Source organism: Kosakonia oryzae, assembly GCF_001658025.2.
Taxonomy (GTDB): Bacteria; Pseudomonadota; Gammaproteobacteria; order Enterobacterales; family Enterobacteriaceae; genus Kosakonia; species Kosakonia oryzae.
Genome location: NZ_CP014007.2, coordinates 4166304 through 4181858 on the forward strand (window position 1 = coordinate 4166304; position 15555 = coordinate 4181858).

At 56.2% G+C, this 15555-nt stretch carries 14 protein-coding genes; 4 read left to right on the top strand and 10 right to left on the bottom strand.

Annotated features, from left to right (window positions below; all coding sequences use genetic code 11):
* Positions 1-21 precede the first annotated feature (21 nt).
* From proY to phoB, 4 genes are all read right to left on the bottom strand, one after another.
* On the bottom strand, positions 22-1371 hold the full coding sequence (proY, locus tag AWR26_RS19820) for a proline-specific permease ProY (RefSeq protein ID WP_064568223.1): 1350 nt from the start codon (positions 1369-1371) through the stop codon (positions 22-24).
* 84 nt (positions 1372-1455) lie between these two features.
* A complete protein-coding gene (brnQ, locus tag AWR26_RS19825) occupies positions 1456-2775 on the bottom strand; it encodes a branched-chain amino acid transporter carrier protein BrnQ (protein WP_064569069.1) in 1320 nt (439 codons plus the stop codon).
* Between the two features lie 406 nt (positions 2776-3181).
* Positions 3182-4480 carry a phosphate regulon sensor histidine kinase PhoR gene (phoR, locus tag AWR26_RS19830; protein WP_064568224.1) on the bottom strand — a complete coding sequence of 433 codons (1299 nt, stop codon included), beginning with the start codon at positions 4478-4480 and terminating at the stop codon, positions 3182-3184.
* 21 nt (positions 4481-4501) lie between these two features.
* Positions 4502-5191, bottom strand: a complete 690-nt coding sequence (phoB, locus tag AWR26_RS19835; protein ID WP_007373472.1) for a phosphate response regulator transcription factor PhoB — start codon at positions 5189-5191, stop codon at positions 4502-4504.
* Positions 5192-5392: 201 nt separating this feature from the next.
* On the opposite strand from phoB, the gene sbcD reads away from it, so the two are divergent.
* Entirely contained in the window at positions 5393-6595 is a 1203-nt protein-coding gene (sbcD, locus tag AWR26_RS19840) for an exonuclease subunit SbcD (RefSeq protein WP_064568225.1), read from the top strand.
* Complete coding sequence (gene sbcC / locus AWR26_RS19845; protein ID WP_064568226.1) at positions 6592-9732, top strand: exonuclease subunit SbcC; 3141 nt, start codon at positions 6592-6594, stop codon at positions 9730-9732. Before sbcD ends, sbcC begins: the two co-directional genes overlap by 4 nt.
* A 127-nt stretch (positions 9733-9859) precedes the next feature.
* Here sbcC and mak read toward each other — a convergent pair whose 3' ends face one another.
* Positions 9860-10768 carry a fructokinase gene (gene mak / locus AWR26_RS19850; RefSeq protein WP_064568227.1) on the bottom strand — a complete coding sequence of 303 codons (909 nt, stop codon included), beginning with the start codon at positions 10766-10768 and terminating at the stop codon, positions 9860-9862.
* A gap of 100 nt (positions 10769-10868) precedes the next feature.
* On the opposite strand from mak, the gene rdgC reads away from it, so the two are divergent.
* On the top strand, positions 10869-11780 hold the full coding sequence (gene rdgC / locus AWR26_RS19855) for a recombination-associated protein RdgC (RefSeq protein ID WP_064568228.1): 912 nt from the start codon (positions 10869-10871) through the stop codon (positions 11778-11780).
* A gap of 45 nt (positions 11781-11825) precedes the next feature.
* Here the strand turns inward: rdgC and ppnP are convergent, their stop codons facing one another.
* From ppnP to AWR26_RS19880, 5 genes are all read right to left on the bottom strand, one after another.
* Entirely contained in the window at positions 11826-12110 is a 285-nt protein-coding gene (ppnP, locus tag AWR26_RS19860) for a pyrimidine/purine nucleoside phosphorylase (protein WP_043954677.1), read from the bottom strand.
* An 86-nt stretch (positions 12111-12196) separates the two neighbouring features.
* Complete coding sequence (locus AWR26_RS19865) at positions 12197-12874, bottom strand: AroM family protein (RefSeq protein ID WP_064568229.1); 678 nt, start codon at positions 12872-12874, stop codon at positions 12197-12199.
* 219 nt (positions 12875-13093) lie between these two features.
* Complete coding sequence (gene yaiA, locus AWR26_RS19870; RefSeq protein WP_007373465.1) at positions 13094-13285, bottom strand: protein YaiA; 192 nt, start codon at positions 13283-13285, stop codon at positions 13094-13096.
* 49 nt (positions 13286-13334) lie between these two features.
* Positions 13335-13859 (bottom strand): shikimate kinase AroL, encoded by a 525-nt coding sequence (gene aroL / locus AWR26_RS19875; protein WP_043954681.1) that lies wholly within the window; start codon positions 13857-13859, stop codon positions 13335-13337.
* Between the two features lie 270 nt (positions 13860-14129).
* Entirely contained in the window at positions 14130-14591 is a 462-nt protein-coding gene (locus AWR26_RS19880) for a YaiI/YqxD family protein (protein ID WP_007373463.1), read from the bottom strand.
* 138 nt (positions 14592-14729) lie between these two features.
* Between AWR26_RS19880 and proC the strand changes: the two genes are divergently transcribed.
* On the top strand, positions 14730-15536 hold the full coding sequence (proC, locus tag AWR26_RS19885; protein ID WP_064568230.1) for a pyrroline-5-carboxylate reductase: 807 nt from the start codon (positions 14730-14732) through the stop codon (positions 15534-15536).
* Positions 15537-15555: the final 19 nt, after the last annotated feature.

Below are 15555 nucleotides of genomic sequence, written 5' to 3' on the forward strand. Positions count from 1 at the left end.
CCTGATAAGGCGTAGCCGCCATCAGGCGGATTTTTTAAACTTCCAGCCAATCAGCAACAGCGCAATCCACGCCAGGCCCACATACAGCGAAATGCGGGTTTCCGGGTGCCAGCCAATCAGCGCGATGATAAATACAAGGAACAGCAGCCCCACGACCGTGGTGATGACGCCGCCCGGCACTTTGAATTTCAGCGCCTTCACTTCATCGGCAGAGAGACGGCGGCGGAAACCGATTTGCGACAGCAAAATCATGATCCACACCCATACCGTGGCAAAGGTCGCCAGCGACGCAATCACCAGGAAAACGTTCTCCGGCATGATGTAGTTCAGGTAAACCGCCAGCAGCAGCGCAACGGTCATCACCATGACCGTCACCCACGGGATGCCGCGACGAGAGGTTTTGGCAAACATCTTCGGTGCGCTGCCCTGCTCCGCCATGCCGTGCAGCATACGCCCCACGCCAAAAACATCGCTATTGATCGCCGAAAGCGAAGCGGTCAGCACCACAAAGTTAAGAATGCTGGCGGCAAAGGTAATGCCCATATGCTGGAAGGTCAGGACAAACGGGCTGCCGTCAGTACCGACCTGGTTCCACGGGTAGATGGACATAATGACGAACAGTGTCCCGACATAAAACACCAGAATGCGCATCGGTACGGAGTTAATGGCGCGCGGGATCGATTTTTCCGGATCTTTTGCTTCACCGGCGGTGATGCCGATGATTTCGATACCGCCGTAGGCGAACATCACCATTTGCAGCGCCATCACCGTACCCAGCCAGCCATTACTGAAGAAACCGCCGTGGCTCCACAAATTGCTGATCCCGGTCGGCTGCCCGCCGTTGCCGATACCCCAGATGATGATGCCGAAACCGGCGAGGATCATGATGATAATGGTGGCGACTTTAAAGAACGAGAACCAGAACTCCAGTTCGCCGAAGACTTTTACGCTCATCAGGTTAATGGCGCAGATGATCATCACCACGCTCAGCACCCAGATCCAGTGCGGCACCGTCGGGAACCAGACGCCCATATAGATGCCGAAAGCCGTCACATCGGCAATCGCCACAATCAGGATTTCAAAACAGTAGGTCCAGCCAGTGATATAGCCAGCAAGCGGGCCGAGGTTTTCCTGTGCATAGCGAGAGAACGAGCTGGCGGAAGGGTTATGTACCGACATTTCACCCAGCGCACGCATTATGATATACGCGGCGACACCACCAATAATGTAGGCCAGCAATACGCTCGGCCCGGCCATTTTGATGGCATCGGCGGAGCCATAAAACAGCCCGGTGCCGATCGCCGATCCCAGCGCCATAAAGCGGATGTGGCGAGTGCTTAACCCGCGCTTCAGCTTATTCGTACTTTCCATTGTTTCCACTGCCATTATTCAACACAAAAATAAAAAACCACGGAGCGCCAAACCCCGTGGTTAAACAAACCGTATCCGCAACTGTTAATGCGCGCTGGAAGTCACCTGACGCCCGGCGGTGCGATCCCAGACTGCCGCCAGAATCACCATCACCAGGCTCGGCATCAACCAGGCCAGCCCCTGTTCCGCCAGCGGCAAACGCTGTGTCCAGGCTGGTAAATGCTCAGCAAAGGCGGATGCTTTCACGCCGTCAAGGATACCAAAAAGCAGGCTGATAAACATGGCCGGCGCAATTACGCGGGTGGAGTTGTTCCACCACGAACGGCTGAAGCTCAGCACCACCAGCACGATGCACGGCGGGTAGATCATCGTCAGCACCGGGATGGAGATCTGAATCAGGTGGCTCAGCCCCAGGTTGGAGACCGCCATCGAGAAGATGCCCAGAATAAACACCAGCGAACGGTAAGAGAGCGGCAGATACTGCGCGAAAAACTCGGCGCAGGCGCAGGTCAGGCCAACCGCCGTCACCAGGCAAGCGATGAAGATCAACGCCGCCAGCAGGAAGCTGCCCGCGCCACCAAAGGTGTGCTGAACGTAAGCATGCAGAATCGCTGCGCCGTTAGCGGATTGATCCACCAGCGTCGCGCTGTCTGAACCCAGGCGGAACAGCGCCAGATAGAGCAGCGTCAGACCCACGCCCGCCATCAGCCCGGCCCAGACGGTGTAGCGGGTCAGCAGACGCGCTTCGGTCACGCCGCGCGAACGGGCGGCATTCACGATCACGATACCGAACACCATCGCGCCCAGCGTATCCATCGTCAGATAGCCATTAACGAAGCCGTTAGAGAATGGCGCCGTCTGATAAGCTTCCAGCGCATGGCTGATAGGGCCAGCCGGCCAGACGATCGCCGCAATCGAGAGAATGGTCAGCGCAATAATTTTCAGCGGAGCAAGGAAGTTGCCCACGGTATCCAGCAGTTTGCCCGGATAGAGCGATACCAGAATCACCAGCGCAAAATAGACGATGCTGTAGATCACAAGCGGCATCGCGCCATCGCCGGTCAGCGGCGCAATCCCCACCTCAAACGAAACGGTCGCCGTACGCGGCGTGGCGAACAACGGCCCTACCGCCAGATAACAAACGGTTGCCAGCAGTACGCCAGCGACTTTACCGATCGGCGTACTCAGGCTATCCACACCACCACCCACTTTGGCCAGCGCGACGACGGTCAGCACCGGCAGGCCTACGGCGGTAATCAGAAAACCAAACGCCGCCATCCAGACGTGTTCACCCGCCTGCAAGCCGACCATCGGCGGAAAAATGATATTCCCTGCGCCAACGAACAAGGCGAAGGTCATAAAGCCCAGAGCAACAATGTCTCGTGGTTTTAAGTGATAGGTCATAAGTTTACTGCCTGTGGATGTGGTGTTGTAAATAATGGTGAATTTTTCGCCTTCCCTGCCGGACAATAACGCGTATAAACCGAGAAAAATCAGCGGGAAATGCTTCATATGCAACGTGGCGGAGTATAGTTTTTCGATTTACCACGTAAACATAGTCGGTCTGACAACGTCAGGGGCGCAATTTAAACGCTTATAACGTTTGAAGGCAAGATGGGATCGCAAAACCAGATGGATATGCTGGATCAAGACAAATAACCAGTCCAATACTCCATTTATAAGAAAAACACATGGCTGATCATGCGAACAAAAAAGCATCACCCGTACAAAATAGGTTTCATCGTGGGTAAACAGCAGAAAATGGCGGCCTGTTTTGACAGGCCGCTGGAAAGATAAGCTGACAGGGGCGTCAGGCAGCAGGAGTTTTGGCAACCAGACGTTCCGGCAGAACAAAGCTAAAGCGCGTGCCTTTACCGGGGGTACTCGCAATATCAAGACGGCTTTCGTGATGATTGACGGCATGTTTCACGATCGCCAGCCCAAGGCCGCTACCGCCGGTTTGTCGGGAACGGGCTTTATCGACGCGGTAAAAACGCTCGGTCAGACGCGGAATATGTTCGGCAGCAATCCCCGGGCCATTATCCTCAACGCTGAATTCCGCCCCCTGCGGCACATGCTGCCAGCGCACAATAATGTGCGTTCCGGCGGGCGTATGATTCACCGCGTTATAGACCAGATTGGAGATGGCGCTGCGCAATTGCTCCTCATTACCGAGCACTTTTAAGGCGTTATCGACTTCAAACTCCAGATGGTGCTTTTTTTGGCTGAGCGTCTGCGCTTCCCGTTCAACCAGGTGCAGCATCATCGGCACATCGATGGTCTCATTTGGCGGCAGCGTCGGCGCAGCTTCAATTTTCGACAACGTCAGCAACTGGCGCACCAGCCCTTCCATCCGCGATGTCTGCTCACGCATGGTATGCAGCGCTTTTTCGCGCGGCGCGCCTTCCAGCGTCTGCTCCTGCATCATCTCCAGGTAACCTTGCAGCACTGTCAACGGCGTGCGCAGCTCATGGCTGACATTAGCGAAAAAGTTACGCCGCGCGCCTTCCAGTTGGTGCATCTGCGTAACATCGCGCGCCACCAGCAGCAGTTGCTGTTCGCTGTAAGGCATCACGCGGATCTCCAGATGGCGTCCGCTGTTCAGCACCAGATTCAGTGGTCGGGTAAATTCTTGTTTTTTAAGATACTGCGTGAATTCAGGGTAGCGCAGCAGGTTCAGGATGTTCTGCCCGTTATCATCCGGCCAGCGCAGCCCCAGCAGCTGTTGCGCCAGGCCGTTGCACCAGAAAATCGACCCTTCTTCGGTGGTGAGAATGACCGCATCCGGCAGCGATTCCGCACCGCTGCGAAAGCGTTTGATGAGATTGCCCAGCTCGCGCCGCCGCTTTTTATTACGCATCTGCATCTGGTGCAGCCCGTATAACAGCGGCTCCCAGCTTCCTGTGCCGGGCGGTGGAGTCATACTTTTATCGACCCACAACCACCAGGAGAGGCGCAGTAAATTCCAGAAATGCCAGATCAGCAGCCCGGTTACCGCGGCAAATAAAAACCAGGGCAGGTAACCGAAAATCGCGCCGAGTATAAAGGCGGGTAGACAACAAAGGAGGAGCTCCAGCACCAGCCTTTTCCATGACAGCCGTTCCAGCACGCGTCACACTCCTGTCAAATTTCAGAAACGGGTCGAAAAACGATATCCCGTGCCGCGCACCGTTTGCACCATACGATCGTGACCGCTGTGTTCCAGCGCTTTGCGCAGGCGACGAATATGGACATCAACCGTTCTGTCTTCGACGTAAACATTGGTTCCCCAGACATGGTTCAGCAGTTGTTCACGGCTGTACACGCGTTCCGGGTGGGTCATAAAGAAGTGTAAGAGTTTAAACTCCGTCGGCCCCATATCCAGCGGATTTTCGCCGGTCATCACGCGATGCGAAGAGGGATCAAGGCTAAGTCCCTGCATTTCAATCACTTCTTCCACCGCCATCGGTGAAATACGGCGCATCACCGCTTTAATACGGGCAACCAGCTCTTTCGGTGAGAAGGGTTTGGTAATGTAATCATCCGCACCGGTTTCCAGACCGCGCACGCGATCTTCCTCTTCGCCGCGCGCCGTCAGCATCATCACCGGAATATCACGGGTCATGGCCTCGCGTTTCAGGTGCTTAATAAACTGAATACCGGAACCGCCAGGCAACATCCAGTCCAGTAAAACCAGGTCTGGCCAGGGTTCGTTAAGTTGGTTCACCGCACTGTCATAATCTTCAGCTTCTACCGGTTGAAATCCATTTTGCTCGAGCACAAAGCACACCATTTCACGGATCGGTGCTTCATCTTCAACGACCAGAATTCGTCTCGCCATAATTCGCCCTGTTTTCTCGTATAAGTCGTCAGTTTGTATAGCGGCGCCATTATGCGTCAGTTTTATGACAGATTTATGAATAACATGACCACCAGATGACCCTGCCCGCAGCATTATGACAGCGCGAATATTCACGCAGTTAATGTCTCTAACATCCTGAATGTTATAATCGCGTTTATCCATTTTCGCCACGGAATTGCTATGCGCATTATTCACACTTCAGACTGGCATTTGGGTCAGAACTTTTACAGTAAAAGCCGCGCTGCCGAACATGACGCCTTTCTCGACTGGCTGCTGAATGCGGCAGAACAACACCAGGTGGACGCCATTATTGTCGCAGGCGACATCTTTGATACCGGTTCCCCACCCAGTTATGCCCGCGAGTTATATAACCGCTTTGTGGTGAAACTCCAGCAAACCGGCTGCCAGTTAGTGGTACTGGCGGGCAACCATGATTCCGTGGCGACGCTGAATGAATCGAAAGAGATCCTCGCTTACCTGAAGACCACCGTGGTCGCCAGCGCCGGCGCTGCGCCATTCTGGCTCAAACGTCGGGAGGGTACGCCCGGCGCCGTTTTCTGTCCGGTGCCGTTTTTACGCCCGCGCGACATGGTTATCAGCCAGGCCGGATTATCAGGGCAGGAAAAACAGCAACATCTGCTGGCGGCCATTACCGATTACTATCAGAAGCAGTATGACGCCGCCTGCATTCTGCGCGGCGAGCAGGCGCTGCCGATTATCGCCAGCGGCCATTTAACCACCGTCGGCGCCAGCAAAAGTGACGCAGTACGTGACATCTATATCGGCACGCTGGATGCCTTCCCGGCGGAGAATTTCCCGCCAGCCGACTATATTGCGCTTGGGCATATTCACCGCGCGCAGAAAATTGGCGGCCTGGAGCACATTCGCTACTGCGGTTCACCGATCGCGCTGAGTTTTGATGAAACCGGAAAGCGTAAAAGCGTCAATCTGGTCACGTTCAGCGACGGCAAGCTGGCGGAAGTGACCGCGCTCGACGTTCCGGCCACGCAGCCGCTGGCGGTGATCAAAGGCGATTTCTCCGGGATTTGCCGCCAGCTTGAACAGTGGCGCGATGCGCCCGCCAATACGCCAGTCTGGCTGGATATTGAAATTGAAAGCCACGAATATCTGGCTGATATGCAACGTAAAATTCAGCAAGTCACCGAAGATTTGCCCGTCGAAGTACTGCTGGTGCGTCGCAGCCGCGAACAGCGGGAGCGGATCCTCGCCGGGGAGTTGCGGGAAACGCTCAGTGAATTGAAAGTTGAAGAGGTCTTCGCCCGCCGCCTGGCGCAGGAAGAGATCGATGAGATGCAGACGGCGCGCCTGCAAGCCTTGTTCAGTGAAGCGCGCCAGGCGCTGGATGCGGAGAAAGAGGCATGAAGATCCTCAGTTTGCGGTTAAAAAACCTCAACTCGCTGAAAGGCGAATGGAAAATCGACTTTACCGAAGAGCCGTTCGCCAGCAACGGTTTGTTCGCCATTACCGGCGCGACGGGCGCAGGAAAAACCACCCTGCTCGACGCCATTTGTCTGGCGCTGTACCACGAAACGCCGCGCCTTAGCACCCTGTCACAATCGCAAAACGATCTGATGACCCGCGATACCGCCGAGTGCCTGGCGGAAGTGGAATTTGAAGTAAAAGGCATTGCTTACCGCGCTTTCTGGAGCCAGAGCCGCGCGCGCGGTCAGGCAGATGGCAACCTGCAAGCGCCGCGCGTAGAGCTGGCGGCCTGCGCCGACGGCAAAATCCTCGCCGATAAAGTCAAAGATAAACTCGATCTCACCGCCTCATTAACCGGGCTGGACTATGGCCGCTTTACCCGCTCAATGCTGCTGTCACAGGGGCAGTTTGCCGCGTTCCTTAATGCCAAACCGCGCGAACGCGCCGAGCTGCTGGAAGAGCTGACCGGCACGGAAATCTATGGCCAGATTTCAGCGATGGTGTTTGAGAAACATAAAGCGGCTAAAACCCGGCTGGAACAGCTACAGGCGCAGGCGGAAGGCGTGGTACTGCTCAATGATGAACAGCGCCAGCAACTGAATACAGGTTTGCAGGCGCTTACTGACCAAGAAAAAACGCTGCTGGCCGGGCAACAAACCACGCAGGCACAGGCGCAATGGCTAAACCGAGAAGCCGAACTCCGTGCCGCGCTCGGACGGGCGCAAGCCGCGCAGGTGCAGGCGCAGCAGGCGCTGACCGCCGCACAGCCACAGCTAGCGCGGCTTGCCCTGGCGCAACCAGCCTTGCAGTTACGCCCGCTGTGGGAACGTCTTGAAGAGCAGCATAAAGCGCTGGCCCGTACCCGCAGCCAGAGTGAAGAAGTAAATACTCGCTTACATGCCAGCCTGCTACAGCGCGCGCGTATCCGCGCAACCGCCGTCGAGAAGCATGCCGTTCTGCTCGGCAGTCAAAAAACGGTTGCCAGCTGGCTGGACGAACATGCCCTCTTCCAGCGCTGGCACAGCGAACTGACCGGCTGGCGCGTGCTGTTTAACCAGTTGGAAGAGGAGAAAAAGCAGTGGCAAAGCCTGCAACAGCGCGTACTGACACATCAGCAGAAACTGCAAACGCTGCCGGAAGCCACGCTGGAACTGACGGTGGAAGAGACGGCTGCGGCGATGGCGCAGTGCGCACAACATCGCCCTCTGCGCCAGCAGCTCGCCGCCCTGCACGCCCGCTTCGCCCCGCTGCGTAAACAACTGAGCCTGCGCCAGCAAAGCCTGCGGGATCTGCAAGCCGAGCAGGAAAAGCTCAACGCAGAGCGGGAACAAAAACGCGCGTTGTATAAAGAAAAAAACCAGTTGCTGACAGAAGTCACCACCATCTGCGAGCTGGAAAAGACCATCAAAAGTCTGGAGAGCGATCGCGCACGTCTGCAGGCGGGTCAGCCCTGTCCGCTGTGCGGCGCTACAGAACATCCGGCGGTTGCCCACTACCAGACGATCGAGCCGGGCGTGAACCAGGCTCGCCGTCAGCTGCTGTTTGATGAAGTGCAAAAAGTAAAAGAAGAAGGCGTGGCGCTGGGCGAGCGGCTGAAAGGCTTAGCCGAGCGCTATGAAAAAGACGCGCGCGAAGTCCACACGCTCCAGCAGGATGAACAAACGGGGTTGCAGGAGTGGGCCGCGCTGTGCGAGCAGTTGAACGTTACGCTGGATCCGCACCGCGGATTGACCAGTTGGCAAAGCGCGCAGGATGCGTATGAACACCAGCTCTATCTGCTCAACCAGCGCCAGACATTACTTTTTCAAATCAATGAACTGCAACAGCAGAGCGAACAATACCAGCAGGCAGTCACCACCCGCCGCGACACGCTGGCTGCGGCGCTGCAACAACTGGATCTGACTCTGCCGCCGGAAGGCGAAGAAGCCGCGTGGCTGGCGGCACGCGCGCAGGAAGCCGAGCAATGGCAACAGCAGCAGCAACAGCAGATCGCGCTGCAAGAGCAGATCGCACTGCTTACGCCCATCCTCGATACGCTGCCCACCGACGAAACGCCCACCGAAGCGCAAAACGTGGCGCTGGAAGGCTGGCGACAGGTGCATGACAACTGTGTGTCGCTGCGAAGCCAATGGCAAACCCTGCACCAGCAACTGGCGCAGGAGAGCGAAACGGCCGAAGCGCTGGAGAAACAGTTCCTTGCGGCGCTGGAAAATAGCGTCTTTGCCGATAAACACGCGTTTCTCAGTGCGCTGCTTTCCGATGACGAACGCCAGCGGCTGGAGCAACTGCGCCAAAAACTTGATGCCGATTGCCAGCAGAAACAGGCGCTGGCCGCCAGCGCCGAACAAGCCGTTGCCGCCCATCGGGCGCAGCCGCCTGTCGGGCTGGAGGAAAACGCCACCGCCGACAGCGTCGCGCAGGCGCTGGAACAGGTTTCACGTCAATTGCGCGAAAACACCACTCGCCAGGGAGAACTCCGCCAGCAGTTAAAACAGGATGCCGATAACCGTGCGCGCCAGCAGGCAGTGTTGCAGGAGATCGGGCAGGCCAGCGCGTTGTATGACGATTGGGGTCATCTCAATGCGCTTATCGGCTCGAAAGAGGGAGATAAATTCCGCAAATTCGCGCAGGGACTGACGCTGGATAACCTCGTCTGGCTGGCGAACAACCAGCTTACGCGCCTGCATGGCCGTTACCTGCTGAAACGCAAAGCCAGCGAGGCGCTGGAGCTGGAAGTGGTGGATACCTGGCAGGCGGATGCGGTGCGCGATACGCGTACGCTCTCCGGCGGCGAAAGCTTCCTTGTCAGCCTTGCGCTGGCGCTGGCACTGTCGGATTTGGTCAGCCATAAAACCCGCATCGATTCGCTGTTCCTTGATGAAGGCTTTGGCACACTCGACAGCGAAACGTTGGATACCGCGCTCGACGCCCTCGATGCGCTGAATGCCAGCGGCAAAACCATTGGCGTGATCAGCCATGTAGAGGCGATGAAAGAGCGGATCCCGGTGCAGATCAAGGTGAAGAAAATCAATGGGTTGGGTTACAGCAAGCTCGATGGGAAATATGCGGTTTCGTAGGTAACGTGCCGTTGCGCAGGCCGGATAAAACGAAGCCGCCCTCCGGCAAAACAACCGGTGGCGGCTTCTTTCGCCGGATAGGGCCGTTGTTTATCCGGCCTGCGAAGCCGCTGTTCCGCCTGTGGTTTTACTCGCCCTGCGGCCACAGCCAGGCCGCGCCGCGCACGCCGCTGGAATCGCCGTGCAGCGCTTTGCGGATCGGCGTTTCGCATTCGCCGCCAAACACCCAGTTGCGCACCAGCAGAGGAACGGTCTGGTACAGCCTGTCGACATTGCTCATGCCGCCGCCAAGGACAATCACATCCGGATCGAGAATATTGACCACGTGCGCCAGCGACTTCGCCAGCCGCAGTTCGTAACGGCTGAGCGCCAGTTCAGCCACCGCATCCTGCTCGCCGACCAGACACATAATCTCATTACCTTTTAGCGCATTACCGCTTAAGCGCTGGTAATCCGTGGCAAAGCCGGTGCCAGAGATAAAGGTTTCGATACAGCCTTGCTTGCCGCAGTAACAGGGCACTTCGGCGCGATACCGCAGTTCGTCATCGTCCATCCACGGCAGCGGATTATGCCCCCACTCGCCCGCCGTGCCGTTACCGCCGGTGTGCACATGTCCGTTGATCGCCACGCCGGAACCGCAACCGGTGCCAATGATCACCGCGAACACCGTTTGCGCCCCGGCCGCTGCGCCATCCACCGCTTCGGACACCGCCAGACAGTTGGCATCGTTGGCCAGCCGCACTTCCCGTTGCAGCCGCTGGCTTAAATCTTTGTCGAACGGTTTACCGTTCAGCCAGGTGGAGTTGGCGTTTTTCACCACTCCGGTATAAGGCGAAATGGAACCAGGGATCCCCATGCCGACAGTTCCCCGCAGGCCGGTCTCTTTTTCCGCCAGATCCACCAACGTTGCAATCAACTCTATGGTTTGCAGATAGTCGCGCGGCGTGGCCTGCCGATGGCGGAAAAGCTCTTCGCCGCCATCGCCCAGCGCAATAATTTCTGTTTTTGTACCACCTAAATCGATACCGATACGCACATCAAACTCCTCATGGTGGACCACGCATTAGCAATGCAAGGCGGACAACAATTCGCTATCATGCCCGCTGCATTTAACGACAAGGCCGTGGAAAAAAATCATGCTGTGGTTCAAAAATTTAATGGTATACCGTCTCAGCCGCGATGTGGCGCTGCGAGCGGAAGAGATGGAAAAACAGCTTGCCCCACTATCGTTTACTCCATGCGGTAGTCAGGATATGGCGAAAACCGGATGGGTTCCACCGATGGGTTCACACAGCGACGCACTGACCCATACCGCCAATGGTCAGATTATTATCTGCGCCCGTAAAGAAGAAAAAATTCTGCCGACGCCGGTGGTTAAACAGGCGCTGGAAGCGAAAATCTCCCGTCTTGAAGCCGAACAGGGCCGCAAGCTGAAGAAAACGGAAAAAGATTCGCTAAAAGATGAAGTACTGCATTCGCTGCTGCCGCGCGCGTTTAGTCGTTTCAGCCAGACCATGATGTGGATCGACACCGTTAACGGCTTAATTATGGTTGACTGCGCCAGCGCCAAAAAAGCAGAAGATACGCTGGCGCTGCTGCGTAAAAGCCTCGGTTCGCTGCCGGTTGTGCCGCTGGCGCTGGAAAACCCGATTGAGCTGACGCTGACCGAGTGGGTGCGTTCCGGTAACGTGGCGCAGGGTTTCCAGTTGCTGGACGAAGCAGAGCTGAAAGCGATGCTGGAAGATGGCGGCGTGATCCGCGCGAAAAAGCAGGATCTGGTGAGCGACGAAATCGCGGTACACATTGAAGCCGGGAAAGTGGTGACCAAGCTGGCGCTCGACTGGCAGCAGCGCATCCAGTTTATGATTTGCGACGACGGTTCAGTGAAACGCCTGAAGTTCTGCGACGAAATTCGCGATCAGAACGAAGATATCGACCGGGAAGATTATGCCCAGCGCTTTGATGCCGATTTTATTCTGATGACCGGCGAGCTGGCGGCGTTGATTCAAAGTCTGGTGGAAGGTTTGGGCGGCGAAGCTCAGCGCTGAGCCTTCCGCAAAAGAGAAACGCCCGGGTTTTCCGGGCGTTTTGCATTACAGGTAGCGGCAGAGATAGGAGCTCGGCTCAGCAACCTGCAAATGGAATTCACTCTGGCCAGGCACATTGAATACTTCGCCCGCCGTGTAAGTTTTCCACTCGGTTTCCCCTGGCAGCAAAACATTCAGCGCCCCGCTGACCACCGTCATCTCTTCCGGCTGCGCGGTACTAAATGTATATTCCCCTTCCGCCATTACACCCACGCTGGCACGGCCAGTGCTGCTGCTGGTAAAACCAATGGATTTCACTTTACCGGAAAAGTATTCGTTACTTTGAAGCATGACTGGCCCTTATAAAGAAAATGTATGAAAAGCCACTATAGGGGCCGGGATTCACTTCTGTCACGCAAAATTGCACAGCGCTGCGACTAGACCAGCAGTTCAGATGCGAGTCGCGCCACCAGTACGTTAGACAATAATACCGGGACATCCAGCGCCTTCTGGAGCAAATCGCGGTGCTGCTGATGGAAACCAAGACAATCCAGCACCAACACATCCGCACCCCGCTCCAATAGCGCTCGCCCGGCATCAATAAATTCTCTTTCTGTCGCAAGGTAAGGATGCGCCAGTTCGTAATAAGGCTCTTTTTCCAGAACCGTCCACTTTTTCTTCTGCTGCGCCATCAGTTCCGGTACCGGAACAATTACCCCCACCTGATGCCCATCAACAATTGACGCCACCAGCGGCGGAATAATGCGCTGCGGTTCGACTAAAATCGCATTGCGCGTTACAAATCCCCGGATATCGGCGGTGCTCATGAGCAGAATGACATCGTAGCCCTGGTTATCCAGCACTTCGATAACGCTCTGCAAATCACGCTCCACTTTTGTGCGGGAGACCATGCCGAGACTGTCATCGCGTAATCGCGTCGGAATGGCGAACTCGCCAGCTTCTGCGCCGTACTCCTCACGCACCTCTTGTGGGTCCATCTTCCCCAGCAGGCTGATATGCGTGATCTGCTGCTCAGAAATATGCTCCGTCAGGAGCGGTAAAATTGCTTGCACCGGCACTACACCAATGGTCAGGATCGCCAAAGTTGCACTCATTTCTACTTCCCGCCTTTCAATACTACTCGTTCTTATTTGCTCTCTTTACACGGCAGTACAGCTTATGCCGTGTAAAGAGAACATCACACTCCCGTGTTCAAATAAATTCCAGCAACCATGCAATAGTAACCGTTGAACAACGTTAAGCCAGTCAAAAAATGTGATACAAGTCCGTTTCTGTAATGTTCAGGCGTTCAGTCAGAAGAATCGTCGCCCGACTTAGCTTTTGTCAGGATCTTCATAACGCCTTTTGGCGTCGAGCGCTTCCTGCTCGGTGGGATGTTCGCTGATCAAAGAGTCCGGTTTCGGATGATCGGCGCGTAATTGATACCAGGTGACGGTCTGGTTTCCCGTGCCTTTTTCAATCGCAACAATGCGGGCTTCACGCGGATAAGGCGGTTTTGTCGGCATAGCTCTTCCTCATTTTCCGGTCGAGCTATAAGTATAGACAATCGTTTCGCTAACTGGCGCGCGCCAGCTGTAATGCCGCCTCAATATCAGATACCACCTGGTCGGGCGACTGCGCCGCATTCACCACATGGTGCGCCGCTTCGCGGTACAGAGCATCGCGCAGCGCCAGCACTTCGCTAACCTCTTCGCTAATCGGCTTACCGGTCAGCGTCGGTCGCTGCCCCTCTTCCGGAAAGGCTTCCAGCCTGTCCGCCAGCACCGCGACAGGCGCGCAAAGGTAAACGACGATGCCTTTTTCGCGCATAAAGTGCCGATTACATTCACTTAAAATAATACCGCCGCCGGTGGCGATCACCCGCGCGGGCGCGGTGACGGCCTTCAGCGCTTCAGTTTCCCGGGCGCGGAACGCCTCCCACCCGTCACGGGCAACGATATCCGCGATGGTCTGTTGAGCCGTTTCCTGTAACCAGAAATCGGTATCGATAAATTGACATCCCTGCGCCAGCGCCAGCGCCTGGCCCACAGTGGTTTTACCGCAACCGCGTGCGCCGACTAAAAAAATGGGTAGCGTCATGAGCAGGTGTTCCCTCCAGGTCCCACGCGAGGAGGGACGGAAAATAAGACAGCGATGATATCATCAAGCGAGTACAATACTAATCGTAAAAATAACGTTACACATTAATGTCGCTCAGGGCATGAGATACAAATGAAACCTGATTTGACATAGGTTCAACCTGTAAAGATTCTGTGGCGACAGTGTAGCGGCAACCTTACTGAATCTACTTAAGGCTGGCAAGTCTGCGAAACGGCAAACAGTAGCATATCCTGCCTGCCGATTCCGAATTTACTCCGGCTGACGGCGTTTAACCTCCAGCAGCCATTTATCAAGCTGGGCGGCAAACTGCTGCCGATCCCGCTGCGACAGGCTATCCGGGCCGCCGGTCTGAATCCCGCTGGCGCGCAGCGTATCCATAAAGTCGCGCATCGTCAGCTTTTCGCGGATTGTCGCTTCAGTATAGCGTTCACCACGCGGGTTCAGCGCCGCCGCACCTTTGGCCAGCACTTCCGCCGCCAGTGGAATATCGGCGGTAATTACCAGATCGCCCGCCTCGCACAGCCGTACGATTTCGTTATCGGCCACGTCGAACCCTGCCGGAACGCGCAGCGAGCGGATGATGCGCGACGGCGGCACGCGGATGTTCTGGTTCGCCACCAGCGTCAGCGGCGTCTGCGTGCGCTCGGCGGCGCGGAATAAAATTTCTTTAATCACATTCGGACAAGCGTCCGCATCAACCCAAATCGCCATTCTCGCTCCTCAGTTGGTGGCGCATTGTCGCTTTAATTTCCCCCTGGGGAAAGCAGAGATCTTTTAGCTTTAGCCCTGATTGCCATTCCACGTTAAGCTATACGCCACACACAATGACAAGCAAAAGAGACAAACGTGATGGAGAAAAAAATCGGTTTTATCGGCTGCGGCAATATGGGCAAGGCGATTCTCGGCGGGCTGATTGCCAGTGGGCAGGTGCTGCCAGGACAGATTTGGGTCTATACCCCGTCGCCGGATAAAGTGGCCGCTCTGCACGATCAGTTTGGTATTAACGCCGCGCAAAGCGCGCAGGAAGTGGCGCAGATTGCCGATATCGTCTTCGGCGCGGTGAAACCGAACATCATGGTGAAAGTGCTGGGCGAAATCGCCTCCAGCCTGAATAAAGAGACGCTGGTGGTGTCGATTGCCGCAGGCGTGACGCTCGATCAACTGGCGCGCGCGCTTGGGCACGATCGCAAAATTGTACGGGCAATGCCCAATACCCCGTCGCTGGTTAATGCGGGCATGACCTCCATTACCCCTAACGCGCTGGTCACGCCGGAAGACACGGCGGATGTGCTGAATATTTTCCGCTGCTTTGGCGAAGCGGAAGTGATTGCCGAAGCGATGATCCATCCGGTTGTTGGCGTGAGCGGCTCTGCGCCCGCCTATGTCTTTATGTTTATCGAAGCGATGGCCGATGCCGCCGTGCTGGGCGGTATGCCGCGTGCGCAGGCCTATAAATTTGCCGCGCAGGCGGTGATGGGTTCCGCGAAGATGGTGCTGGAAACCGGAAAACACCCCGGCGAGTTAAAAGATATGGTCTGCTCGCCTGGCGGCACCACCATTGAAGCGGTCAAAGTGCTGGAAGAGCGCGGTTTCCGCGCAGCGGTGATTGAGGCGATGGCAGCCTGTATGAACAAATCAGAAAAACTGAGCAAATAACCGCCGCCCTCTCCCTGGC

Excerpts from the sequence above, each read along its gene's own strand:
- yaiA (WP_007373465.1), bottom strand. The coding sequence starts at position 13,285 with ATGCCGACAAAACCGCCTTATCCGCGTGAAGCCCGCATTGTTGCGATT.
- AWR26_RS19880 (WP_007373463.1), bottom strand. The coding sequence starts at position 14,591 with ATGGCGATTTGGGTTGATGCGGACGCTTGTCCGAATGTGATTAAAGAA.
- proY (WP_064568223.1), bottom strand. The coding sequence starts at position 1,371 with ATGGAAAGTACGAATAAGCTGAAGCGCGGGTTAAGCACTCGCCACATC.
- sbcD (WP_064568225.1), top strand. The coding sequence starts at position 5,393 with ATGCGCATTATTCACACTTCAGACTGGCATTTGGGTCAGAACTTTTAC.
- sbcC (WP_064568226.1), top strand. The coding sequence starts at position 6,592 with ATGAAGATCCTCAGTTTGCGGTTAAAAAACCTCAACTCGCTGAAAGGC.
- ppnP (WP_043954677.1), bottom strand. The coding sequence starts at position 12,110 with ATGCTTCAAAGTAACGAATACTTTTCCGGTAAAGTGAAATCCATTGGT.
- proC (WP_064568230.1), top strand. The coding sequence starts at position 14,730 with ATGGAGAAAAAAATCGGTTTTATCGGCTGCGGCAATATGGGCAAGGCG.
- phoB (WP_007373472.1), bottom strand. The coding sequence starts at position 5,191 with ATGGCGAGACGAATTCTGGTCGTTGAAGATGAAGCACCGATCCGTGAA.
- rdgC (WP_064568228.1), top strand. The coding sequence starts at position 10,869 with ATGCTGTGGTTCAAAAATTTAATGGTATACCGTCTCAGCCGCGATGTG.
- AWR26_RS19865 (WP_064568229.1), bottom strand. The coding sequence starts at position 12,874 with ATGAGTGCAACTTTGGCGATCCTGACCATTGGTGTAGTGCCGGTGCAA.
- brnQ (WP_064569069.1), bottom strand. The coding sequence starts at position 2,775 with ATGACCTATCACTTAAAACCACGAGACATTGTTGCTCTGGGCTTTATG.
- aroL (WP_043954681.1), bottom strand. The coding sequence starts at position 13,859 with ATGACGCTACCCATTTTTTTAGTCGGCGCACGCGGTTGCGGTAAAACC.